The organism is Streptomyces sp. NPDC005878 (assembly GCF_040629815.1).
GTDB lineage: Bacteria > Actinomycetota > Actinomycetes > Streptomycetales > Streptomycetaceae > Streptomyces.
Map to the genome: position 1 here is coordinate 74933 of NZ_JBEXWK010000015.1, position 23596 is coordinate 98528.

The window sequence follows — 23596 nt, forward strand, 5'->3', positions numbered from 1 at the left end:
GGCCGAGGGGCGCCGGGAGCGGGGCGCCGAGTGCGGGAGCGCCCGGGGCGGGGTGCCGAGGCGGGAGCGCCCGGGGCGGGGTGCCAGGGCGGGCGGGGTCCTACTCGCTCCGGCCCAGCCGCTCGCGGACCTTCTCCACCACGTCCGCGTACCGCGCCTCCGCGCCGTAGCGCGTGGGCTCGTAGTAGCGCTTGTCGGCGACCGCGTCCGGTGCGTACTGCTGGGCGGCGATCGCGCCCGGCACGTCGTGCGGGTACACGTACCCCTGGGCGTGGCCGAGCTTGGCCGCGCCCTTGTAGTGGCCGTCGCGCAGATGCGGCGGGACCGGACCGGCCAGGCCCTTGCGCACGTCCTCCATCGCGGCGGCGATCGCGGTCGTCGCCGCGTTCGACTTGGGGGCCAGGGCCAGGGCGATGGTGGCGTGGCTGAGGGTGAGGGCCGCCTCGGGGAAGCCGATCATGGCGACCGCCTGGGCGGCGGCGACGGCCGTCGGCAGCGCCGTCGGGTCCGCGAGGCCGATGTCCTCGCTCGCGGAGATCATCAGCCGTCGGGCGATGAACCGCGGGTCCTCGCCGGCCTCGATCATCCGCGCCAGGTAGTGCAGCGCCGCGTCCACGTCCGAGCCGCGGATCGACTTGATCAGGGCGCTCGCCACGTCGTAGTGCTGGTCGCCGTCCTTGTCGTACTTCACGGCCGCCCGGTCGACCGTCTCCTCGACCGTCCGGAGCGTGACCTCCCGCTCCTCCTGGGCCAGGGCCGAACCCGCCGCCGCCTCCAGGGCGGTCAGCGCGCGCCGCGCGTCACCGCCCGCGATCCGCAGCAGATGCGCCTCCGCGTCCTCGGCCAGCGTCACCGCGCCCCCGAGACCGCGCTCCTCCGCGACCGCCCGGCGCAGCAGGGCGCGCAGGTCGTCGTCGGTGAGCGGCTCCAGGGTGAGCAGCAGGGAGCGGGAGAGCAGCGGGGAGATCACCGAGAAGTACGGGTTCTCGGTGGTGGCCGCGATCAGCGTGACCCAGCGGTTCTCCACCGCCGGGAGCAGCGAGTCCTGCTGGGCCTTGGAGAAGCGGTGGATCTCGTCGAGGAAGAGGACGGTCTCCTTGCCGAAGCCGCCGATGGCCCGGCGGGCCCCGTCGATCACGGCCCGCACTTCCTTGACGCCCGCGGTGATCGCGGAGAGCTCGACGAACCGCTTGTTGGTCGCCTTCGACACCACGTACGCCAGGGTCGTCTTGCCGGTGCCGGGCGGGCCCCAGAGGATCACGGAGGAGGGCCCGGCGGGACCGCCGCTCCCCTCCCCCACCAGGCGGCGCAGCGGTGAGCCGGGCTTCAGCAGATGCTGCTGGCCCACGACTTCGTCGAGGACGCGCGGGCGCATCCGGACGGCCAGAGGGCTGCCCGCCGGGTCTTTCTCCTGGCGGTCCTCTGCGGCTGCGGTGAACAGGTCGGGCTCCACGTCAAGAACCCTATGCCACCCCACTGACAATGCCGTCAGGACGGCGAAAACCCCTGCTCAGGCCCTGTAGGGCCGTGAACAGGGGCCACCCAAGCCCGTCGCGTCAGCTGGTCCAGAAGTCCCACCAGCGGGTCAGGATCAGCATGCCGATGATCCCGACGTGCACCACCGGCAGCACCCAGGTGAACTCCGACAGGAACGACTTCAACCAGCCCGGCGCCGGCAGCAGGCCGCGGCGGATGTTGTGCGAGGTCACGTACCAGAACATGAGGATCGTGGCGACCCAGGCCAGGCAGCACCACAGGCACAGCGCGTTGATCCGGTACAGCGACTGGAACTGCAGCCAGGCGCAGAATCCGACGCCGAAGAGCGTGCCGGCGTTGAGGGTCAGCCAGTACCAGCGCCGGAAGCGGGCGCCCGCCAGCAGGCTCATGCCGACCGCGATGACGATCCCGTACGCCACGAGCCCCAGCATCGGGTTCGGGAAGCCGAACGCCGAGGCCTGGTCGCTCTTCATGATGTTGCCGCAGGAGACCACCGGGTTGAGGCTGCATCCCGGGGTGAAGTTCGGGTCCTCCAGCAGCTTGAACTTGTCGAGCGTAATGACCCAGGCCGCGAGCAGTCCGGCGGCGCCCGTGATCACCAGGAGCCACGCGAACGCGCGGCCGGCCCCGACGGTGCCCTCGGTGCTCACCTGCTCCTGGCCAAAGGAGACGTCGTCAACTGTTGTGGTCATATCGCCGTTCCGTCATTCCGTGGCTGCTGGGCAGGGCCATTGTGCCGCAATCCATGGCCCGGCCACCGTTCGATGCGGATAAGGACGACGGCGGCGGCGGTGCCGAGTCCGGCCCGCGGGGACCGGACTTGGCACTTCGCCACCGGCGTCATCCATCAGGACGACGCCGTACGTACCGAGTTGACGCGGCCGTCAGACCAGGCGCGCGCGCACGGCCTCGACGGCGTCCGCGAGAGGGACCGCCACCTGGTCGCCGGACTCCATGTCCTTGAGCTGGACCACGCCCTCGGCCAGGTCCCGCTCGCCCGCGACCAGGGTGAGGCGGGCACCGGAGCGGTTGGCGTTCTTCATGGCGCCCTTGAGGCCCTTGCCGCCGAAGCTGAAGTCGGCCGCCACCCCGGACCTGCGCAGCTCGGTGACCACCCGGAACAGCACCCGCCGTGCCTCCTCGCCGAGCGGCACCGCGAACACGCTGGTGGCGGAGGGGATGTCGAGGGTGACGCCCTCGGCCTCCAGGGCCAGGACCGTGCGGTCCACGCCCAGCGCCCAGCCCACCGACGGCAGCGCGGGGCCGCCGATCATCTCGGAGAGGCCGTCGTAGCGGCCGCCGCCGCCGACCGCGGACTGCGAGCCCAGACCGTCGTGGACGAACTCGAAGGTGGTGCGGGTGTAGTAGTCGAGGCCGCGCACCAGCCGGGCGTCGTCCTCGTACGCCACGCCCTCGGCGGTCAGGAGCTCGCGGACCTCCTCGTGGTACGCCTTGCACGCGTCGCACAGGTAGTCGCGCAGCAGCGGCGCCCCCGCCAGCTGCTTCTGGACCGCGTCCCGCTTGTCGTCGAGGACGCGCAGCGGGTTGATCTCGGCCCGGCGCAGGGTGTCCTCGTCGAGGTCGAGGCCGCGCAGGAAGTCCTGGAGGGCGGCCCGGTAGACGGGACGGCACTCCTGGTCGCCCAGCGAGTTCAGCAGGATGCGGAAGTGGCGCAGGCCGAGCGAGCGGTAGGCGTCGTTCGCCAGGATGATCAGCTCGGCGTCGAGCGCCGGGTCCTCCGCGCCGATCGCCTCGGCGCCGACCTGCGAGAAGTGGCGGTAGCGGCCCTTCTGGGGGCGCTCGTAGCGGTAGTACGAGCCCGAGTACCAGAGCTTGACGGGCAGATTTCCGGCCTTGTGCAGATTGGCCTCAAGGGCCGCGCGCAGCACGGAGGCGGTGCCCTCGGGGCGCAGGGCGAGGCGGTCGCCGCCCTTGGTCTCGAAGGCGTACATCTCCTTGGTCACGATGTCGGTGGACTCACCGACACCGCGCGCGAACAGCTCGACGTTCTCGAAGCCGGGGGTCTCGATGTAGCCGTAGCCCGACCGCTTCAGGGGCGCCGCGATGGCCTCGCGCACCGCGAGGAAGCGGGCCGAGTCGGGCGGGAGCAGGTCGTAGGTGCCCTTGGGAGCCTGGAAGGTACTCATGGGGAAGCTTCTCGTCACATTCCTCGTCGGGGAGAGGCGATGCCCTCTCCCGGGCCGGCGGCCACCTGCCGCAGATACGGGTTGGTGGCGCGCTCCTGGCCGATGGTGGTCTGGGAGCCGTGGCCGGACAGCACCACGGTCGAGTCGTCGAGCGGCAGGCACACGCGGCCCAGCGACTCGAGGAGCTCGGCGTGGCTGCCGCCGGGCAGGTCGGTGCGTCCGACGGAGCCGGCGAAGAGCAGGTCGCCCGAGAACAGGATCGGAGGGATGTCCTCCGCCTCGGGCAGCCCGAACGTCACCGACCCCTTGGTATGGCCGGGCGCGTGCGACACGGTGAGCTCCATCCCGGCGAGCTCCAGCTTGGCGCCGTCCGTCAGCTCCTTGACGTCGTCCGGTTCGCCGATGGTCAGCTCGCCCATGATCTGCGCGCCGAAGGAGCGGCCGAGGGCCTTCTCCGGGTCGCTCATCATGTACCGGTCCGAGGGGTGGATCCAGGCGGGAACGTCATGGGCGCCGCAGACCGGGACGACCGAGGCGCAGTGGTCGATGTGGCCGTGGGTGAGGACGACGGCGACGGGCCTGAGCCGATGCTTCCTCAGTGCGTCCTCGACTCCCTGGGCGGCCTGGTGGCCCGGGTCGATGATCACGCACTCCTCGCCGGCGGCGGGGGCGACCAGGTAGCAGTTGGTCCCCCAGGCCCCGGCGGGGAACCCGGCAATGAGCACGATCGTCCTCAGTTTCTCGTACGGCGGGTGATTGCGGCTGTTCAGAGCCTACCGGCGCTGCTCCTGTCACAGCGAACCCATATACGGTACGGGCACAGTCCGCGCGTACACGCGTCCGTACGCCACTACACCGCACAAGGAGACCACCGGTGGTCAGCAGCGATCAGCGCCGGCGCCAGCTCGCCCGGGAGAAGTTCGAGCGTCAGCAGCGTCGCCGTGAGGAGGCCCGGCGCAAGGCCAAGCGCCGCAACACCGTCATCGCGGCCACCCTCGCGGTGGTCGTCGCGGCGGGCGGGGCGGCCTTCGCCACGGGAGCCTTCGACGGCGACGACGACAAGAAGTCGGACGCCGCCTCCCCCTCCGCGACGCCGACGCCCCCGGCGAGCAAGGACTCGGCCCCGGAGCCGAAGATGGCGATCGACCAGAAGGCCTCGTACACGATGTCGCTGAAGACCAGCGCGGGCGACATCGCGTTCACGATGGCGGCGGCGAAGACGCCGCACACGGTCAACTCGTTCAAGTCCCTCGCCGACAAGGGTTACTTCGACAACACGAAGTGTCACCGGCTGACCACGCAGGGGATCTTCGTCCTCCAGTGCGGCGACCCCAAGGGCGACGGCACCGGCGGCCCCGGCTACACGCTTCCGGACGAGAACCTGACGGCCCTGGGCAAGGCGGGCGCGGAGGGGACGGTCACCTACCCGGCGGGCACCGTCGCGATGGCCAACACCGGCCAGCCGCACACCGGCGGCAGCCAGTTCTTCCTGGTCTACAAGGAGACCAAACTGCCGCCCACCTACACGCCGTTCGGCACGATGGACGCCGCCGGGCTCAAGGCCGTCCAGGAGGTCGCGAAGGCGGGTGTGGCGGGAGGTGCCGGGGACGGTGCGCCCAAGACGGCCGTCACCATCACGAAGGCCGCCGTCAACAAGGACTGACCCGCGGAATTCGGCCGCGCTGAGTGCGGACAGCCGGGCGGCCGGTCGCCTAGATTGGCGTTGTGCAGCGCGGTGACGAACGCGCTGTGGAGGACGGGCGAGGCCCGTCCCGGAAACTGTGGACGATGCCGTGAGGGCCGGACCCCTCGTGTGGGCATCATGTGGAGGAGGCGCTGTGAGCAGCGACCCGTGGGGCCGCGTCGATGAGACGGGCACCGTGTATGTGCGTACAGCCGAGGGCGAAGTCGTCGTCGGATCGTGGCAGGCGGGGACTCCCGAGGAGGCCCTGGCCTACTTCGAGCGCAAATACGAGGGCCTGGTTGTCGAGATCGGCCTCCTCGAGCGGCGGGTGAGGACCACCGACCTGTCGGCGAAGGACGCCCAGGCGGCGATCGACCACCTGCGCACGCAGGTGGACGAGCACCACGCGGTGGGTGACCTCGACGCGCTGCGCAAGCGGCTCGACAAGCTGGTCGAGACCGTCGAGTCGCGGCGCGAGGAGCGCAAGGCCCAGAAGGCCAAGCAGACCGACGAGGCCAAGCACGCCAAGGAGGCGCTGGTCGCCGAGGCCGAGGAGCTGGCGCAGAGCGAGCAGTGGCGCTCGGCCGGTGAGCGGCTGCGGGCGCTCGTGGACACCTGGAAGGGCCTGCCCCGGCTCGACCGGAAGTCCGACGACGAGCTGTGGCACCGCTTCTCGCACGCGCGCTCGGCGTTCTCCAAGCGCCGCAAGGCGCACTTCGCCTCGCTGGACGCCCAGCGCGAGGAGGCCCGCAAGGCCAAGGAGAAGCTGGTCGTCGAGGCCGAGTCGCTCTCCTCGTCCACGGACTGGGCCACCACGGCGGCCCGCTACCGCGAGCTGATGGCGGACTGGAAGGCGGCGGGCCGCGCCCAGCGCGAGGCCGAGGATGAGCTGTGGAACCGCTTCCGCGGCGCCCAGGACGTCTTCTTCGCCGCGCGCGGCGAGGTCTTCGCGGAGCGTGACGCCGAGCAGACCGAGAACCTCAAGCTCAAGGAGGAGCTGGCCGTCGAGGCCGAGAAGCTCGTCCCGGTGACCGATCTGAAGGCGGCCCGCGCGGCCTTCCGCGGCATCAACGAGCGCTGGGAGGCCATCGGCCACGTGCCGCGCGACGCGCGTCCCAAGGTCGAGGGCCGGATGCACGCGGTGGAGCGGGCCCTCAAGGAGGCGGAGGAGTCCGAGTGGCGCCGCACCAACCCGGAGGCACGCGCGCGTGCCGCGGGTCTGACGGGCCAGCTCCAGGCCGCCGTCGACAAGCTGCGCGGCCAGATCGACGCGGCGCGCGCGGCCGGCAACAACGCCAGGGCCGACAAGCTCGCCAAGGAGCTGGAGGGCCGCCAGGCCCTGCTCGACCAGGCCCTGAAGGGTCTGGAGGAGTTCGGCGGCTGACGCGCCGCGCGGCCTCCGGCACGCACGAACGAGGGCCCGGCCGTGGTGACACGGCCGGGCCCTCGGCGTTGTGCTCCGGGGGGTTACGGCCGGCGGGCCGACGTCACCCGGTACACGTCGTACACGCCCTCCACCCCTCGCACGGCCTTCAGGACGTGGCCGAGGTGCTTGGGGTCGCCCATCTCGAAGGTGAAGCGTGAGGTGGCCACCCGGTCGCGGGACGTCTGGACGGCCGCTGACAGGATGTTGACGTGCTGGTCGGACAGGACGCGGGTGACGTCCGACAGGAGCCGGGAGCGGTCCAGCGCCTCGACCTGGATGGCGACCAGGAAGACCGACGACTGGGTGGGCGCCCACTCGACTTCGAGGATCCGCTCCGGCTGCTGCGAGAGCGAGTCGACGTTGACGCAGTCCGCCCGGTGCACCGAGACACCGCTGCCGCGGGTGACGAAGCCGATGATCGGGTCGCCGGGGACGGGCGTACAGCAGCGGGCCAGCTTGACCCACACATCGTCGACGCCCTTGACCACCACGCCCGGGTCGGCGTTGGCCCGGCGCTTGCTGCGTCCGCGCGAGGGCGGCGCCGACTCGGCGATGTCCTCGTTGGCCGCTTCCTCGCCGCCGAGCGCCTGCACCAGTTTCTGGACGACGCCCTGGGCCGCCACATGGCCCTCGCCGATCGCCGCGTACAGCGAGGAGATGTCGGGGTAGCGCATCTCGTGGGCGAGGGTGACCAGCGAGTCGCCGGTGAGGATCCGCTGGATCGGCAGGTTCTGCTTGCGCATGGCGCGCGCGATGGCGTCCTTGCCCTGCTCGATCGCCTCGTCGCGGCGCTCCTTGGAGAACCAGCCGCGGATCTTGTTGCGGGCGCGCGGCGACTTGACGAAGCCCAGCCAGTCGCGCGAGGGCCCGGCGCCGGCCGCCTTGGAGGTGAAGACCTCCACCAGGTCGCCGTTGTCCAGCGTCGATTCCAGCGGTACGAGCCGGCCGTTGACGCGTGCGCCTATGGTCCGGTGGCCGACCTCGGTGTGGACCGCGTACGCGAAGTCGACGGGCGTGGCACCCGCCGGGAGCGCTATGACATCGCCCTTGGGGGTGAAGACGAAGACCTCGTTGCGCGACAGGTCGAAGCGCAGGGACTCCAGGAACTCGCTGGGGTCCTCGGTCTCCTTCTGCCAGTCGAGCAGCTGGCGCAGCCAAGCCATGTCGTTGATGTGGTCGTCCTTGCCGGCCTTCTTCGGCACGTCGGTGCGCACCTTGGAGGCGCCGGCGACGGCCTCCTGCTTGTACTTCCAGTGCGCGGCGATGCCGTACTCGGCGCGGCGGTGCATGTCGAACGTGCGGATCTGGAGCTCGACGGGCTTGCCGTTGGGGCCGATGACCGTGGTGTGCAGCGACTGGTACATGTTGAACTTGGGCATCGCGATGTAGTCCTTGAACCGCCCCGGAACCGGGTTCCAGCGGGCGTGGACCGTGCCCAGCGCCGCGTAGCAGTCGCGGACGGTGTCCACCAGGACGCGGATGCCCACCAGGTCGTAGATCTCCGCGAAGTCACGGCCGCGGACGATCATCTTCTGGTAGACGCTGTAGTAGTGCTTGGGGCGGCCGGTGACGGTCGCCTTGATGCGGGCGGCGCGCAGGTCGGACTGGACCTCGTCGGTCACTATGGCGAGGTACTCGTCGCGCTTGGGCGCCCGCTCGGCCACCAGCCGGACGATCTCGTCGTACATCTTGGGGTAGAGGATCGCGAAGGCGAGGTCCTCCAGCTCCCACTTGATGGTGTTCATGCCCAGGCGGTGGGCGAGCGGAGCGTAGATCTCCAGGGTCTCGCGGGCCTTCTTCTCCTGCTTCTCCCGCTTGAGGTAGCGCATGGTGCGCATGTTGTGCAGGCGGTCGGCGAGCTTGATGACCAGGACGCGCGGGTCCTTGGCCATGGCGACGACCATCTTGCGTACGGTCTCGGCCTGCGCCGCGTCGCCGAACTGGACCCGGTCGAGCTTGGTGACGCCGTCGACGAGCAGGGCCACCTGGTCGCCGAAGTCGCGGCGCAGGGTGTCCAGGCCGTACTCGGTGTCCTCGACCGTGTCGTGGAGCAGCCCGGCCATCAGGGTCGCCGGGTCCATGCCCAGCTCGGCCAGGATGGTGGTGACGGCGAGCGGGTGCGTGATGTACGGGTCGCCGCTCTTGCGCTTCTGGCCGCGGTGCCAGCGCTCGGCGACCTGGTAGGCCGTCTCGACCTGGCGCAGCGTGGCGCTCTCGATCTTCGGGTCGTTGCCGCGCACTATCCGCAGCAGCGGTTCGAGGACCGGGTTGTACGTGGAGGTGCGCTGCACACCGAGGCGGGCGAGCCGGGCGCGGACGCGGTTGGAGGAGCCGCCGCCGGAGCGGGCCGGGGGGCTCGCGGGGGGCGTGGCCTTGGGCGCCGGGGCCGCCGCGCGGGGCCGCTGGGGCGTCTGCGGGGTGGCCGGCTCGGGCTCCGCCGCGGGCTGCTGGGGCGCGGCGGGGGCCGCCGTGGGCTGCTCGGCCTGCTGGTCGGGCCGCTCGGCGGAGAGTGGCTGGGCCTCGTCTGGCAAGAGCGCTCCTCTGGGGTCCCCCCGGACGGGGTCTGGGGGAGGGTCCGGGTCCCCCGGTCAGGCCCGGAACCCCATGGTATCGATCCTGGGCGGCCGGTTCGTGTCGGGCGGGTGTGACCGGCTGTAGCCGGGCCGCCGCGCCCTTGGGGAGGACCTCCGGTCCCGGGGCGGGGCGGGCGGCCGGTTCGGCTTGCCCGACCGGCCCTCACCGGGCACATCGGCGTCAACGCGGAAGGCGGGCCCCGGATTCCCCCGGCGCCCGCCTCCTGGCGTTCGTTGCCCCTTGTATCTGCCCAGGCCCTCCCGGGTCAGGCGGTGATCAGAACCTCAGCGGCCCAAGCCATACCTCAGTTCCAGCGAACGAGGGAGGGGCCGCCCTTGAACATGATCTCCTTCTCGCCTGCAACGTTTCCCCACGACACCTTGAGCGAGCCACTCTTGCCGCAACCGGCGTCGTACCAAGTCTTCTGGCCCTGAGCGTTGAAGCCCTTGACCTTTACGCAGACGCTGCCGCCCTTGGTCACCGTCCACCCGTAGCCCATCTTCATGCCCCGGGCGCCGAAGTGGCCGCAGCCGTCACTGATCGACGTCCACTTGAGGGGCACACTGCCCGCGTTCTTCCAGCCGGTGCAGGCTGCGGCGGCTACGGGGCTTGAGGCCGTCTCCGATACGGCAGGGCTCGCGCCGGCCGGCGCAGCGCCGACAGCCACGGCACCGAGTGAGAGAAGTGAGACAGCCCACGTGGCAAGCGTGCGTGAGATCGACATGAATACCTCCTGTTGAGGTGTCTGGTCAGTGACACCAAGAAGATCCAATCAAGCGAGCGCTCCATCAAACAAATGCTTTAGAGCCATTCCTGGATCCTCTTACGGCATGGGTATGACGAGAATGCGATGGGTGCCCCGGGGAGAATCCCCGGGGCACCCATCGCCGTGTTTCTGTGAGGTTGTCAGAGCGTGATGAGAGCCTCCAGCGGGGCCCCGCGCAAGGCGGGTTCCAGCCGCTCGCGCCCGGCCAGGAAGCCGAGCTCCATCAGGACGGCCACTCCGGCCACCTCGGCCCCGGCCCGCCGGATGAGCTCCAGTGAGGCCTCGGCCGTGCCACCGGTCGCCAGGACGTCGTCGATGACCATGACGCGGTCCCCCGCGGCCAGGTCTTCGGCGTGCACCTCGATCTCCGCCGTGCCGTACTCCAGCTCGTAACGCTGGGAGAGCGTGGCTCCGGGGAGCTTGCCCGCCTTGCGTACGGGGATGAAGCCGATCCCGGCGCGGACCGCGACCGGGGCCGCCAGGATGAAGCCGCGCGCCTCCAGGCCGACGATCTTCGTCGCGCCGTGGCGTACGCACAGCTCGGCGAGGGCGTCGGTCAGGGCCGTGAACGCGGCCGGGTCCGCGAGCAGCGGCGTGATGTCCTTGAACAGCACGCCCGGCTTCGGGTAGTCCGGTACGTCACGGATGCGGCTGAGCAGCAGCTCCTGGGTGGAGACCGTCATCGGCGCTTCCCCCGGTTGTTGCGGGAGGGCTGGCGGCGCTGGCCGACGACCGCGCCGGCGGTCGCGGTCGCGTCCTGCGCGTCCTCGCCGTCGTGCGGCTCGGCGTCACGGGGCTCGTCGGCGGTCTCGCCCTTGGCCGCGGCGGCGGCCCGCTTGGCGAGCACCCGCTTCTTGAGGGCCTTCATCTGCGGGTCGCGCTCCTTGAGGTCCGCGACCAGCGGGGTGGCGATGAAGATCGACGAGTACGCGCCGGCCGCGAGGCCGACGAAGAGCGACAGCGAGATGTCGTTCAGCATGCCGGCGCCGAGGACGCCGCCACCGATGAACAGCAGGCCCGCCACCGGGAGCAGCGCGACGACCGTGGTGTTGATGGAACGCACCAGGGTGCCGTTGAGGCTCTTGTTGGCCATCTCGCTGTAGGTGAGCCTGGTCTGCTTGGTGATGCCCCGCTGGCCCTCCTTGAGACCGTCGAAGACGACGACGGTGTCGTAGAGCGAGTAACCGAGGATGGTGAGCAGACCGATCACGGTGCCCGGCGTGACCTCGAAGCCGACCAGCGCGTAGATACCGACGGTGATCGTGATGTCGTGGATCAGCGCGACCAGGGCCGCGAGCGCCATGCGCCACTCGAAGGCGATCGCCAGATAGATCACCACGAGGATCATGAACACGATCAGACCGGTCCACGCCTTGTTGGCGATCTGGTCGCCCCAGCTGGGACCGACGAGGTCGGCGTTGATGTCCTCGGCGGGGACCTTGAGCTCCTTGGAGAGCTGGTTCTTGATCGTGTCCGACTTCGCGGTGTCGATACCGCTGATCTGGATGCGCAGGCCCTTGTTGCCGAGCTTCTGCACGATCGCGTCGTGGCCGGAGGCGCGCTCCGCGACCTCCTCCGCCTGGGCGACCGAGGCGGAGGTCTTCGGGGTGGTGAAGACCGCGCCGCCCTCGAACTCGATACCCATCGTCAGACCCCGCACCGCCAGGCCCAGGATGGCCGTGATGGTGATCAGGATCGAGATGCCGTACCAGATCTTCCGCTTGCCGACGAAGTCGTAGCCGACCTCACCGCGGTAGAGCCGGGCGCCGAGATGACCGAGTCGCGACATCTCACGCCTCCTTCGGGTCGGTGGGGGCGGCGGGGGTGCGGCGGGAGCGGCGCAGTGGCGGCCTGGCGCCCAGACGCTGCGGATCCAGACCGGACCACGGGTGGCCGCCGGCGAAGAACTGCTTGCGCGCGAGGAGCGTCATCACCGGCTTGGTGAAGAGGAACACCACGACGATGTCGAGCAGGGTGGTCAGGCCCAGCGTGAACGCGAAGCCCTGGACCTTGCCGACGGTCACGATGAAGAGCACCGCGGCGGCGAGGAACGACACGAAGTCGGAGACCATGATCGTGCGCCGGGCGCGGGGCCAGGCCCGCTCGACGGCCGGGCGCAGGGTCCGGCCCTCGCGGATCTCGTCCCGGATCCGTTCGAAGTACACGATGAACGAGTCCGCCGTGATGCCGATGGCGACGATGGCGCCGCAGACCGCGGGCAGGTTCAGCGCGAAGTTGATGGCCGGACCGAGCAGCGCCATGATCACGTACGTGAGCACCGCGGAGACCACGAGGCTCAGGATCGCGACCAGCGCCAGACCCCGGTAGTAGAGCACCAGGTAGATGATGACCAGCGCCAGGCCGATGGCGCCGGCGATCAGACCGGCGTGCAGCTGGTCGGCGCCGAGCGCGGCGGTGACGGTGGTGACGCTCTGCTCCTCGAAGGAGAGCGGCAGGGCGCCGTAGGAGAGCACGTTCGCCAGGTCGTTGGCGGAGCGCTGGTTGAAGCTGCCGGAGATCTCGGCGCTGCCGCTCAGGACGACCCGAACAGACGGGGCTGAGACGGTCTGGCCATCGAGAACGATGGCGAACTGGTTCTGCGGGGACTGCTGCTTCGAGAGCCTGCCGGTGATCTTCTGGAACTTCTTGGAGCCGCCACCGGTGAAGTCCATCTGCACGATCCACTGGCCGGTCTGCTGCTCAATGACCGCCTTGGCCTTCTTGACGTCGGTGCCGTCGACCTCGGCCGGGCCAAGGATGTACTTGGCGTCACCCTCCTGACTGCACGACACGATCGTGTCACCAGGCTTGGTACCGGTGGTTGCCTTGGCACGCGACTCCTTGGTGGAGCAGTCGAGTGCCTCGAACTGCTTCTGGAGCTTGGCCACGGCCGCCGCGTCGCCCGTGGGCGGCACGGGCGGGGTCGCACCCGGCGTCGTACCCGGCTTGGGAGGGGTCGACGGGATGCCCGGCGTGATCTTCGGGGAGGGCTTGCCGTCCGCCTTGAGGGCGTCGGTGAGGGCGCGGCCCTGCGGCGTCGACTTCGCGCTCGGCTTGGCCGACGGCGTCGAGGACGGCTTGTTCTTGTCGCCGTTCTTGTCGGCGTTCTTGTCGGCCTTGTCCGCGCCCTTGCTGGCCGAGGGGCTCGGCGAGCCGCTGGGCTGGGGCTTGGCGGGGGTGCCGGCGGCGACCGTCAGGACGGGCCGGAAGTACAGCTTGGCGGTGGTGCCGACCTGCTGACGGGCCTGCTCCGAGTTCGTCCCCTTGGGGATGTTGACGATGATGTTGCGATCGCCCTGGGTCTGGACCTCGGCCTCGGAGACACCCAGACCGTTGACACGGCGGTTCATGATCGAGACCGCGGTGTCCATGTTTTTCTTGTTGATCGCCTTTTCCTGGCCGGGCTCGGCCTTCGCCTTGAGCGTGATGCTCGTACCGCCGGCGAGGTCGATGCCCAGGCGGGGCGTGTTGTGCCCGGAGGCGAACATGCCGCCCGCGAGGGCCACCATGGCGATCAGGAACAGGACCAGGGTGCGCCCCGGCCTGCCCTGGGCCCCCGCCGGCCTTCGGCCCTTCTTCGGTGCTGCCACCTTGTCGTTTCTCCCTGTCCAACCGCCCGCGCCGGGTGTGCGCCCGGGCGGCCACGAAGTGTTGTGGGGACGTCCCCCGTGGAAGTCGTCACCCTCGGCGGGACCGGCGGGCGCGCGAGGGCGCCCGCCGGTCACCGAGAGCGGCTACTTCGCGTCCGACCCGCCGTCTGCCTTGCCGTCCTTGGGCGCGGCGGCGTCGTCCGCCTCGTCCTTCTTGCCCAGGTCGATCTTGTCCGCCGGGGCGGCCTCGGCCGCGTCGGCCTCGGCGGCCGGGTGCTCGGCGGTCCCGGTCAGCGACGAGGCGTCGTCGGGCACGGCCGGGAGGTCGGAGACCTCTTCCGTCTCGCCGTGCACGATGCGGTTGTACTCCTCGTCGGAGAGGACCGCGCCGATCGCGTTCTTCGCGTAGACGGCGTGGACGCCCGGCGCCACCTCCAGATGGACCGTGTCGTCGCCGATCTCCTTCACGGTGGCGTACATGCCACCGATGGTGCGGACGCCGGTGCCGGGCTGGATGTCGTTCCGCATGGCGGCGGCCTGCTGCTGCTTCCTCTTCGCGGAGCGGGTCATGAGGAACATGGCCCCGATGAGGATGATGAAGGGGAGAAGGGTCACGGGATTCACGGGACGAACTTCCTTCGCACGACCGCGCAAGGAGTGCGGCCTGATCTGGGGGTGGGTATGCCGACCGGCAAATACGAGGGCGGCATCGGCGGAGTCTAAGCGAGTCCGCACAGCTGGAACAACGCCCAGCATCCCACCCGGGTTCCTCCCCGTGCACCCACCCGCGCCGTCACGGCCCGAAGAGCCCCTGTTGTCCGCTTCCCGTGCCGCCCCCCTGGCCCTGCTGGGGTGGCACCAGGCCCAGGTGGGCCCAGGCCGCGGGGGTGGCCACGCGCCCGCGCGGGGTGCGCGCCAGCAGCCCTTCCCGTACGAGGAAGGGCTCGGCCACCTCCTCGACGGTCTCGCGCTCCTCCCCCACCGCGACCGCCAGCGTGGACAGGCCGACCGGGCCGCCGCCGAACAGTTTCAGCAGGGCCTGGAGCACCGCCCGGTCGAGGCGGTCAAGGCCGCGGCCGTCCACCTCGTACACCCCCAGGGCCGCCGCGGCGATCTCGCGGGTGATCACGCCGTCGGCCTTGACCTGCGCGTAGTCCCTGACGCGGCGCAGCAGGCGGTTGGCGATACGGGGCGTGCCGCGCGAGCGGCCGGCGATCTCGGCCGCGCCCGCCGGGTCGATCTCCACGTCGAGCAGCCGGGCCGAGCGGTGGATCACGCGCTCCAGCTCGGCCGGCTCGTAGAACTCCATGTGCCCGGTGAAGCCGAAGCGGTCGCGCAGCGGGGGCGGCAGCAGTCCCGCGCGGGTGGTGGCGCCGACCAGGGTGAAGGGGGGCAGCTCCAGCGGGATGGCGGTGGCGCCGGGGCCCTTGCCGACGATCACGTCGACGCGGAAGTCCTCCATCGCCATGTAGAGCATCTCCTCGGCGGGCCGGGACATCCGGTGGATCTCGTCGAGGAAGAGGACCTCGCCCTCCTGGAGGGAGGAGAGGATCGCGGCGAGGTCGCCCGCGTGCTGGATGGCCGGGCCGCTGGTGATGCGGATGGGGGCGCCCATCTCGGCCGCGATGATCATCGAGAGGGTGGTCTTGCCGAGGCCGGGGGCGCCGGAGAGCAGCACGTGGTCGGCGGTGGCGCCGCGCGCTCGGGCGGCCCGCAGCACCAGGTCGAGCTGTTCGCGGACCTTCTCCTGGCCGACGAACTCCTCCAGGTCCTTGGGGCGCAGGGCGGCCTCGACGGCCTGGTCCTCGCCGTCGGCCACCGAGTCGACCAGCCTCGGGTCGGTGGTGTCGGCTTCGGATCCGGTGTCGTCCCAGTTCATCAGTGCGGTTCTCTCGTCGGGTCGGGAGGCGTCGGGCAGGGTGGGGGTCGGACGGGCCGGGCCGGGCCGGTCAGCGCGCGCGGTTGAGGGTCTGGAGCGCGGCCTTCAGGAGCGCCCCGATGTTCGGCGGCCCGGCTGCCTCCGCCTGGGGGGCGACGGCGGAGACCGCCTCGTCGGCCTCGCGGGTGGCGTACCCGAGGCCGATCAGGGCGGCGTGCAGCTGGTCGCGCCAGCCCGCCGTGACGGGGGCGCCGACGGCCGGGGCACTGCCGACGGGCGCGCCGAGCCGGTCCTTCAGCTCGATGAGGAGCTTCTGGGCGCCTTTCTTGCCGATGCCGGGCACGGCGGTCAGCGCCTTCTCGTCGCCGGAGGCGAAGGCCCGGCGCAGCGCGTCCGGGGTGTGCACCGACAGGACCGCCTGGGCGAGGCGGGGGCCCACTCCGTTGGCGGTCTGGAGCAGCTCGAAGACCTGCTTCTCGTCGTCGTCCGCGAAGCCGTACAGCGTCAGTGAGTCCTCGCGGACGACCAACGACGTGGCGAGCTTGGCCTGTTGGCCGACGCGCAGGGTGGCCAGGGTGTTGGGCGTGCACTGCAGGGCCATGCCGACGCCGCCGACCTCGACCACCGCGGCGTCGGGGGCGAGGGCGGCGACCGGGCCGCTGACGAAGGCGATCATCGCGGGACCTTCTTTACGGAGAGGTGGGCACGGCGGGCCTGCTCGTGCGCCTGTTGCAGGCGGTTGACGGCGGGGGCGCGCCAGATGTGGCAGATGGCGAGGGCCAGCGCGTCCGCCGCGTCGGCCGGCTTGGGCGGGGAGTCCAGCCTCAACAGGCGGGTCACCATCGCCCCGACCTGGGCCTTGTCGGCCCGGCCGCTGCCGGTGACGGCGGCCTTGACCTCGCTGGGGGTGTGCAGGGCGACGGGGATGCCGCGCCGGGAGGCGCAGAGCATGGCGACGGCGCTGGCCTGGGCGGTGCCCATCACCGTCCGGACGTTGTGCTGGCTGAACACCCGCTCCACGGCGACGAATTCGGGCCGGTGCTCATCCAGCCACCGCTCGATGCCCTGCTCGATGGCGACCAGGCGGTGGCCGAGCTCCGCGTCGGCGGGCGTGCGGACCACCCCGACGCCGAGCATCGCCAGCGGGCGGCCCGCCACGCCCTCGACGACACCGACGCCGCACCGGGTCAGCCCCGGGTCCACGCCCAGTACCCGCACGCGCCCTCCCCTCGGTGATCTTTGACTTGCTGCCAGGCTATCCGCTGCCACTGACAACGGCGGCGGGCCGGTGGGATGTGTCCCACCGGCCCGCCGGAAAACGCCCGCGCGCTACGGAAATCGCCCGCGTACTACGGCGTCACGCGTCGACCTTCTCCATGACCTCGTCGGAGACGTCGAAGTTGGCGAAGACGTTCTGCACGTCGTCGCTGTCCTCCAGCGCGTCGATCAGCTTGAAGATCTTGCGCGCGCCCTCCTCGTCCAGCTCGACCTGCATGGTCGGGACGAAGTTGGCCTCGGCCGAGTCGTAGTCGATGCCGTTCTCCTGGAGCGCGGTGCGCACCGCGACCAGGTCGGTGGCCTCGGAGATGATCTCGAAGGAGTCGCCGAGGTCGTTGACCTCCTCGGCGCCCGCGTCCAGGACGGCGCCCAGGACGTCGTCCTCGGTGAGCTCGCCCTTGGGCAGGACGACGACGCCCTTGCGGTTGAAGAGGTACGACACGGAGCCCGGGTCGGCCATCGAGCCGCCGTTGCGGGTCATGGCGACGCGCACGTCGGAGGCGGCCCGGTTGCGGTTGTCGGTGAGGCACTCGATGAGCACCGCGACACCGTTGGGACCGTAGCCCTCGTACATGATCGTCTCGTAGTCGGCGCCGCCCGCCTCGAGACCGGCGCCGCGCTTGAGCGCGGAGTCGATGTTCTTGTTGGGCACCGACTGCTTCTTCGCCTTCTGCACGGCGTCGAAGAGGGTCGGGTTGCCGTCGATGTCGGCGCCCCCGGTGCGGGCCGCGACCTCGATGTTCTTGATCAGCTTCGCGAAGAGTTTGCCGCGCTTGGCGTCGATCACGGCCTTCTTGTGCTTCGTCGTAGCCCATTTAGAGTGGCCGGACATCTGCCTGTCTCCTTCGCGTAACCAATTCTGCGTCGTTCGCCAGAGATCCTACCGGGAGCCGGTCACCGGGCGGCGCGCACCATGTCCACGAAGAGGGCGTGCATCCGGTGGTCGCCGGTGAGTTCGGGGTGGAACGACGTGGCGAGGGCGCTGCCCTGGCGGACCGCGACGATATGGCCGCCGTGCTCGGCGAGGACCTCGGCCCGCGCGCCCACCGACTCCACCCAGGGTGCCCGGATGAAGACGCCCTCGACGGGGCCGACTCCGGTGACCTCGACGGTGGCCTCGAAGGACTCGTTCTGCCGCCCGAAGGCGTTGCGGCGCACGATCATGTCGATGCCGCCGATCGTCTCCTGGCCCGAGCGCGGGTCGAGGATCTTGTCGGCGAGCATGATCAGGCCGGCGCAGGTGCCGTAGACGGGCATGCCGTCGGCCACGCGCGCGCGCAGCGGCTCCATCAGTCCGAACAGGACCGCGAGCTTGGAGATGGTGGTGGACTCGCCGCCGGGGATGACGAGGCCGTCCACCTCGGCGAGCTCCTCGGGGCGCCGGACCGGCCTGGCCACGGCGTCCGCCGAGGCCAGGGCGATCAGGTGCTCCCGTACGTCGCCCTGGAGGGCCAGGACGCCAATGACGGGTGTGTTGCTCATGTCCTTCGGTACCTGTGCCTTACCAGCCGCGGTTGGCGTAGCGCTCGGCCTCGGGGAGGGTGTCGCAGTTGATGCCGACCATGGCCTCGCCCAGGTTGCGGGAGGCGTCCGCGATGATCTTCGGGTCGTCGTAGAAGGTGGTGGCCTTCACGATGGCGGCGGCGCGCTTGGCCGGGTCGCCCGACTTGAAGATGCCGGAGCCGACGAAGACGCCCTCGGCGCCCAGCTGGCGCATCAGCGCGGCGTCGGCCGGGGTGGCGACGCCACCGGCGGAGAACAGCACGACCGGGAGCTTGCCGAGCTCGGCGACCTCCTTGACCAGCTCGTACGGGGCGCGCAGGTCCTTGGCGGCGGCGAACAGCTCGTTGTTGTCGAAGCCGCGCAGGCGGGCGATCTCGTTCTTGATCTGGCGCAGGTGGCGGACGGCCTCGACGACGTTGCCGGTGCCGGCCTCGCCCTTGGAGCGGATCATGGCCGCGCCCTCGGCGATACGGCGCAGGGCCTCGCCCAGGTTGGTGGCGCCACAGACGAAGGGGGTGGTGAAGGCCCACTTGTCGGAGTGGTTGACCTCGTCGGCCGGGGTGAGGACCTCGGACTCGTCGATGTAGTCGACGCCGAGGGACTGCAGGACCTGGGCCTCGACGAAGTGGCCGATGCGCGACTTGGCCATGACCGGGATGGAGACCGCCTCGATGATCTCCTCGATCATGTTGGGGTCGGACATCCGGGCGACGCCGCCGTCCTTGCGGATGTCGGCCGGGACCCGCTCCAGGGCCATGACAGCCACGGCGCCCGCGTCCTCGGCGATCTTCGCCTGCTCGGCGTTGACCACGTCCATGATCACACCGCCCTTGAGCTGCTCGGCCATGCCGCGCTTCACGCGCGCGGTGCCGGTCTCGGGGTTCTGGGCGGTGGTGGGGAGGGTGCTGGACACGGGACCTCGCTGGGGTGGAGAAGGGGGTTTCCTACTGCCCCAGAGGGTCGCCCGCCGGACCAGTCCACTGCAAGGGCCAATGGGGAGGCGGTGGATCGTTTTGGCCTGGTGGGGGGAGGGGCGCGGGCCGGTCGCGGTCGGTGCCGGGCCGCGGTCGGTGCCGGGCCGCAGTCGCGCTCGCGGCCACGGTGTCCCGGGTACGGCTACGAGCCCGGGCGGTCCGCGAGCGCGGCCGGGGGCTCGTCGTCCATCTCGAACGCCAGCGGGAACGGGGCGTGGCCGGCCAGCCGGAACCAGCGGACCTTGCGGTGCCTGCGCAGGGCGCGGGCGGCGCGTACGGCGTCGTTGTGGAAGCGGCGGGCCATGGGGACGCGGCGTACGGCCTGGGCCAGCTCCTCCGCCGCCTCCACCCCGCCGGGGGCCTCGCGGACCGCGTCGACCTGGGCGGGCTCGCCGAAGACGGCCCGCAGCGCCTGGCTCAGCTCGCTCTCGGCGACCTCCCGCTGCTCCTCCTCGGCCTGGCGGGCCGCGTGGGCGGCCTCGTACAGCACGATGGAGGCTGCCGGGTCCAGGACGCCGGAGGTGGCCAGTTCCTGGGTGACCGAGGCGCGGCGCAGCAGCTGGGCGTCGAGGGCGGCGCGGGCGGCGTCGATACGGGCGTGCAGGCGGTCGAGGCGACCGGCGGTCCAGCTGAGGTAGAGGCCGGTGGCCACGAGGGCCACGGCGATCCAGATGAGGGTTACGGTCACGGGCGGCAAGGCTACCGGGCCCCTGCCCGGCCCCTTCCCCGAACCCACCGGGGTGGGAGGGGCTGGGCAGGGCTGGGCAGGGCTGGGGTGGCTTCCCGGGGCTACGCCCCCGTCCCCCCGGACGGGGCCTGCGGCCCCCGCACCCCGCGCCCTTCGTCTGCGGACCGTGCCGGGCTGGTCGCGCAGTTCCCCGCGCCCCTGGGGGTGCCCGCGCACGCGGGGTTGGTGACGCAAAGCCCGCCCCCGGGCTCCGCCCCGAGCCCCTTGTTCGTCTGCGGACCGTGCCGGGCTGACCGCGCAGTTCCCCGCGCCCCTGGGGGTGCCCGCGCACGCGGGGTCGGGAGCGCGATGCCCGTATCCCTGGGCGCCCCCAGGTGCGGGGCCGATCACGCACGGGCCGTACCCCAGATGCCCAGGGGCGCGGGGAACTGCGCGGGTGCCCCAGCACGGTCCGCAGACGGACGAGAAGCCCTGGGGCGGAGCCCGGGGAGGGGGTGCGGAGGCCGCAGGCGGCGCCCCCGAGGTGCCCAGGGGCGCGGGGAACTGCGCGGGTGCCCCAGCGCGGTCCGCAGACGAAGGGCGGGGTGCCGGGGCCGCAGGCCCCGCTCGGGGGGGCGTAGCCGTCGGGGGATGCGGCCCCGGCCCCTCGGTCAGTCGCGGGCCAGGCCGAAGCGCGCCATGAACCCCGGGCGTTCGTCCGCCGCCACCGACGCCGCCCCGTCCGTCACCGTCTCGTACACCGCCAGGATGTCCGCCCCGACCGTCGACCAGTCGAAGCGCCGCACATGCGCCGAGCCCCGGGCGCTGAGTTCGGCCCGGCGGGCCGGGTCGGCCAGGAGGCGCAGGGCCGAGGTCGCCAGGGCGTCCGCGTCCTCGTTGGCGAACAGTTCGCCCGCGCTGCCCTGGTCCAGGACCTGCGCGAACGCGTCCAGGTCGCTCGCCAGCACCGCCGCCCCGGCGGAGAGCGCCTCGACGAGGATGATGCCGAAGCTCTCGCCGCCGGTGTTGGGCGCCACGTACACGTCGACACTGCTCAGAAAGCGCGCCTTGTCCTCGTCGCTGACCATGCCCAGGAACTCCACGCGCGAGCGCAGTTCCGCCGGCAGGGACGCCACCGCCTCCTGCTCGTCGCCGCGCCCCGCGACCAGCAGCCGGGTGCGCGGACGTTCCGCGAGGATCCTCGGCAGCGCCCTGATCAGGACTGGCAGGCCCTTTCTTGGCTCGTCGATGCGGCCTATGAAGCCGAGGGTGTCGCCCTGCCACTCGGGCCGGGGCTCGGCCTTGGCGAAGAAGTCGACGTCCACGCCGTTGGGGATGACGACCGCGTCGCCGCCGAGGTGCTCGACCAGCGTGCGCCGCGCGTACTCGCTCACCGCGATCCGCGCGCTGATCTTCTCCAGGGCGGGCTGGAGGATGGGGTACGCCGCGATCATCGCCCGCGAGCGCGGGTTGGAGGTGTGGAAGGTCGCCACGATCGGGCCCTGCGCCGCCCAGCAGCTCAGCAGGCCCAGCGAGGGCGAGGCGGGCTCGTGGATGTGGATGACGTCGAACGTGCCCTCGTGCAGCCACCGCCGCACCCGGGCCGCGGACAGGAACCCGAAGTTCAGCCGGGCCACCGAGCCGTTGTACGGGACCGGGACCGCCCGGCCCGCCGAGACCACGTACGGCGGCAGCGGCGTCTCGTCGTCGGCGGGGGCGAGGACGGAGACCTCGTGGCCGAGCCGGATCAGATGCTCGGCCAGGTCCCTGATGTGGAACTGGACGCCGCCCGGTACGTCCCAGGAGTACGGGCAGACGATGCCGATCCTCACGCCCGGCGCTCCTCAAGGTCGGCGAGCCACAGCCGCTGCAGCATGTGCCAGTCCTCCGGGTGTTCGGCGATTCCGGTGGCGAAGGCGTCGGCCAGCGCCTGGGTCATCACGGAGGTCTTCTCCGCGCGCGTGCCCGTCTCGGGCACGTCGATCGGCGGATGCACCCTGCCCCGCATGACGGGCGAGCCGTCGTACCAGAGCGTCACGGGCAGCAGCAGCGCGCCCGTCTGCTGGGCCAGCATCGCGGGCCCTGCGGGCATCCGCGCCGCCTCCCCGAAGAACTTCACCTCGACGCCGGAGGCGGACAGATCGCGGTCCGCGACCAGGCAGACCAGGCCGCCCGCCCGCAGCCGCCTGGCCAGCGTGCCGAAGGCCGCGCCGCCGGTGTGCGGCAGGACCTCCATGCCGAGGCTCTCGCGGTAGGCGACGAACCGGTCGTAGAGCGTCTCGGGCTTGAGCCGCTCGGCGACCGTGGTGAACGGCGTCCGGAGCTTGGTGGTGACCCAGGCGCCCGCCAGGTCGTAGTTGCCCATGTGCGGCAGCGCCAGGACCACGCCCCGCCCGGCGGCGAGGCCGTCGGTGAGGTGGTGCAGGTCGCGGGGCTCGAAACCGGTCTTCATCCGGTCCTTGCTCCAGGCCGGCAGCCGGAAGGACTCCATCCAGTACCGCATGTAGGAGCGCATTCCGGCCCGCGACAGCTCGGCCAGGCGCTGCGGGGAGGCGTCGGGCACCACGCGCGCGAGGTTGGACTCCAGCCGCAGCACGCTCTTGCCGCGCCGCTTCCACACCGTGTCCGCGATCCGCCGGCCCAGGCCCGTGGCCACCGGCTCGGGGAGCTTCTTGACGGTGGCCCAGCCCAGTCCGTAGAGCGTGTCCGTCAGCCGTTCCCGCATCAGGCGGCCTCGCTCGCGGCGGCGGCGTCGGCCTCCGCGGCCTCGCGGCGCACCGTCACCACCCGCTGGATGAGCGTGACCAGACTGCCCACGGCCACGATCCACAGCGCGATCGGCAGCAGGACCTGGATGCCCGGCACCCCGAATTTGTGCAGTCCCGCGAGGCCCGCCGCGACCAGCGAGATGACCAGGCGTTCGGCCCGCTCGATCAGGCCGTTGACGGCGACCGGCAGCCCGATCGACTCGCCGCGCGCCTTGGTGTACGAGACGACCTGGCCGCTGGCCAGGCAGAAGATCGCGACCGCGCACAGCACGTTGTCGTCACCGCGGCCCGCGTACCAGAGGGCGAAGCCGCCGAAGATCGCCCCGTCCGCGACGCGGTCCAGCGTGGAGTCGAGGAACGCGCCCCAGCGGCTGGAGATCCCCGCCTGGCGGGCCATGTTGCCGTCGACCAGGTCGGAGAAGACGAACAGGGTGATGACGATCGTGCCCCAGAAGAGCTCCCCGCGGGGGAAGAAGACCAGCGCCCCCGCCATCACTCCGGCCGTGCCCAGCAGGGTGACGGCGTCGGGGCTCACCCCCCGGCGGAGCAGAAACGCGGCGAACGGCGTGAGGACACGCGTGAAGAATGCACGCGCGTACTTGTTCAGCATGGCCTTCCCGACGGTCGGTGTGGCCGCGCGGCCCTGCTGGCCACCGGCTGGCCCATCGTAGCCAGGCCCGCGCACCTCCACCGCCGCGCACCCTCACCGCCCGCGTTCCCGTACGACGTATGGACGCACCGTGACGGGAGTGGAACGCTGGAAAGACCGCGGGCACGCGAAGCCGCCCTCGCCGGGGTTCTCCCTGGCCGGGGCCGGGGGAGGAATCCGCGCGGCCGCGCCCT

The 23596-nt window shown here is 71.4% G+C and carries 22 protein-coding genes; 2 read left to right on the forward strand and 20 right to left on the reverse strand.

From position 1 onward, the window contains the following. Window positions 1–100: 100 nt before the first annotated feature. From ABZ404_RS22085 to ABZ404_RS22100, 4 genes are all read right to left on the reverse strand, one after another. Window positions 101–1453, reverse strand: coding sequence for a replication-associated recombination protein A (locus ABZ404_RS22085; RefSeq protein WP_358831891.1), 1353 nt, complete (start codon window positions 1451–1453; stop codon window positions 101–103). A 103-nt stretch (window positions 1454–1556) separates the two neighbouring features. Then, a complete protein-coding gene (locus ABZ404_RS22090) occupies window positions 1557–2189 on the reverse strand; it encodes a vitamin K epoxide reductase family protein (protein ID WP_358831890.1) in 633 nt (210 codons plus the stop codon). Window positions 2190–2381: 192 nt separating this feature from the next. Then, window positions 2382–3644 carry a histidine--tRNA ligase gene (gene hisS / locus ABZ404_RS22095; RefSeq protein ID WP_358831889.1) on the reverse strand — a complete coding sequence of 421 codons (1263 nt, stop codon included), beginning with the start codon at window positions 3642–3644 and terminating at the stop codon, window positions 2382–2384. 14 nt (window positions 3645–3658) lie between these two features. After that, window positions 3659–4369 carry an MBL fold metallo-hydrolase gene (locus ABZ404_RS22100; RefSeq protein WP_358831888.1) on the reverse strand — a complete coding sequence of 237 codons (711 nt, stop codon included), beginning with the start codon at window positions 4367–4369 and terminating at the stop codon, window positions 3659–3661. A 149-nt stretch (window positions 4370–4518) separates the two neighbouring features. On the opposite strand from ABZ404_RS22100, the gene ABZ404_RS22105 reads away from it, so the two are divergent. Beyond that, a complete protein-coding gene (locus ABZ404_RS22105; RefSeq protein WP_358831887.1) occupies window positions 4519–5307 on the forward strand; it encodes a peptidylprolyl isomerase in 789 nt (262 codons plus the stop codon). 175 nt (window positions 5308–5482) lie between these two features. Further along, window positions 5483–6712, forward strand: coding sequence for a DUF349 domain-containing protein (locus ABZ404_RS22110; RefSeq protein ID WP_358831886.1), 1230 nt, complete (start codon window positions 5483–5485; stop codon window positions 6710–6712). A gap of 83 nt (window positions 6713–6795) precedes the next feature. Here the strand turns inward: ABZ404_RS22110 and ABZ404_RS22115 are convergent, their stop codons facing one another. The 16 genes from ABZ404_RS22115 to pgsA all read right to left on the reverse strand — a co-directional run bounded on the left by ABZ404_RS22115 (window position 6796) and on the right by pgsA (window position 23363). Continuing rightward, the gene (locus ABZ404_RS22115) at window positions 6796–9285 is read right to left on the reverse strand and encodes a bifunctional (p)ppGpp synthetase/guanosine-3',5'-bis(diphosphate) 3'-pyrophosphohydrolase (RefSeq protein ID WP_358831885.1); all 2490 of its coding nucleotides are present in this window, start codon (window positions 9283–9285) and stop codon (window positions 6796–6798) included. A 347-nt stretch (window positions 9286–9632) separates the two neighbouring features. Then, on the reverse strand, window positions 9633–10052 hold the full coding sequence (locus tag ABZ404_RS22120) for a hypothetical protein (protein WP_358831884.1): 420 nt from the start codon (window positions 10050–10052) through the stop codon (window positions 9633–9635). A gap of 182 nt (window positions 10053–10234) precedes the next feature. Next, window positions 10235–10777, reverse strand: a complete 543-nt coding sequence (locus tag ABZ404_RS22125; protein WP_358831883.1) for an adenine phosphoribosyltransferase — start codon at window positions 10775–10777, stop codon at window positions 10235–10237. Continuing rightward, on the reverse strand, window positions 10774–11883 hold the full coding sequence (secF, locus tag ABZ404_RS22130; protein WP_358831882.1) for a protein translocase subunit SecF: 1110 nt from the start codon (window positions 11881–11883) through the stop codon (window positions 10774–10776). Before secF ends, ABZ404_RS22125 begins: the two co-directional genes overlap by 4 nt. Window position 11884: 1 nt before the next feature. Continuing rightward, the gene (gene secD / locus ABZ404_RS22135; RefSeq protein ID WP_358831881.1) at window positions 11885–13684 is read right to left on the reverse strand and encodes a protein translocase subunit SecD; all 1800 of its coding nucleotides are present in this window, start codon (window positions 13682–13684) and stop codon (window positions 11885–11887) included. Between the two features lie 144 nt (window positions 13685–13828). Beyond that, on the reverse strand, window positions 13829–14308 hold the full coding sequence (gene yajC / locus ABZ404_RS22140) for a preprotein translocase subunit YajC (protein ID WP_358831880.1): 480 nt from the start codon (window positions 14306–14308) through the stop codon (window positions 13829–13831). Between the two features lie 169 nt (window positions 14309–14477). Then, window positions 14478–15563 carry a Holliday junction branch migration DNA helicase RuvB gene (gene ruvB, locus ABZ404_RS22145; protein WP_358831879.1) on the reverse strand — a complete coding sequence of 362 codons (1086 nt, stop codon included), beginning with the start codon at window positions 15561–15563 and terminating at the stop codon, window positions 14478–14480. A gap of 70 nt (window positions 15564–15633) precedes the next feature. Further along, window positions 15634–16239, reverse strand: a complete 606-nt coding sequence (gene ruvA / locus ABZ404_RS22150) for a Holliday junction branch migration protein RuvA (RefSeq protein WP_358831878.1) — start codon at window positions 16237–16239, stop codon at window positions 15634–15636. After that, window positions 16236–16781 (reverse strand): crossover junction endodeoxyribonuclease RuvC, encoded by a 546-nt coding sequence (gene ruvC, locus ABZ404_RS22155; RefSeq protein ID WP_358831877.1) that lies wholly within the window; start codon window positions 16779–16781, stop codon window positions 16236–16238. The genes ruvA and ruvC overlap by 4 nt, the downstream gene beginning before the upstream one ends. Before the next feature lie 139 nt (window positions 16782–16920). After that, complete coding sequence (locus tag ABZ404_RS22160; RefSeq protein ID WP_358837585.1) at window positions 16921–17673, reverse strand: YebC/PmpR family DNA-binding transcriptional regulator; 753 nt, start codon at window positions 17671–17673, stop codon at window positions 16921–16923. Window positions 17674–17735: 62 nt separating this feature from the next. Further along, window positions 17736–18323, reverse strand: coding sequence for a pyridoxal 5'-phosphate synthase glutaminase subunit PdxT (gene pdxT / locus ABZ404_RS22165; RefSeq protein ID WP_358837584.1), 588 nt, complete (start codon window positions 18321–18323; stop codon window positions 17736–17738). A 19-nt stretch (window positions 18324–18342) separates the two neighbouring features. Continuing rightward, entirely contained in the window at window positions 18343–19257 is a 915-nt protein-coding gene (pdxS, locus tag ABZ404_RS22170; RefSeq protein WP_358837583.1) for a pyridoxal 5'-phosphate synthase lyase subunit PdxS, read from the reverse strand. Window positions 19258–19460: 203 nt separating this feature from the next. Continuing rightward, a complete protein-coding gene (locus ABZ404_RS22175; protein ID WP_358837582.1) occupies window positions 19461–20006 on the reverse strand; it encodes a hypothetical protein in 546 nt (181 codons plus the stop codon). Window positions 20007–20656: 650 nt separating this feature from the next. Then, window positions 20657–21817 (reverse strand): glycosyltransferase family 4 protein, encoded by a 1161-nt coding sequence (locus ABZ404_RS22180; protein ID WP_358835938.1) that lies wholly within the window; start codon window positions 21815–21817, stop codon window positions 20657–20659. Further along, a complete protein-coding gene (locus tag ABZ404_RS22185; RefSeq protein ID WP_358835937.1) occupies window positions 21814–22710 on the reverse strand; it encodes a phosphatidylinositol mannoside acyltransferase in 897 nt (298 codons plus the stop codon). The genes ABZ404_RS22180 and ABZ404_RS22185 overlap by 4 nt, the downstream gene beginning before the upstream one ends. After that, window positions 22710–23363 (reverse strand): phosphatidylinositol phosphate synthase, encoded by a 654-nt coding sequence (gene pgsA, locus ABZ404_RS22190; protein WP_358835936.1) that lies wholly within the window; start codon window positions 23361–23363, stop codon window positions 22710–22712. The genes ABZ404_RS22185 and pgsA overlap by 1 nt, the downstream gene beginning before the upstream one ends. Window positions 23364–23596 lie beyond the last annotated feature (233 nt).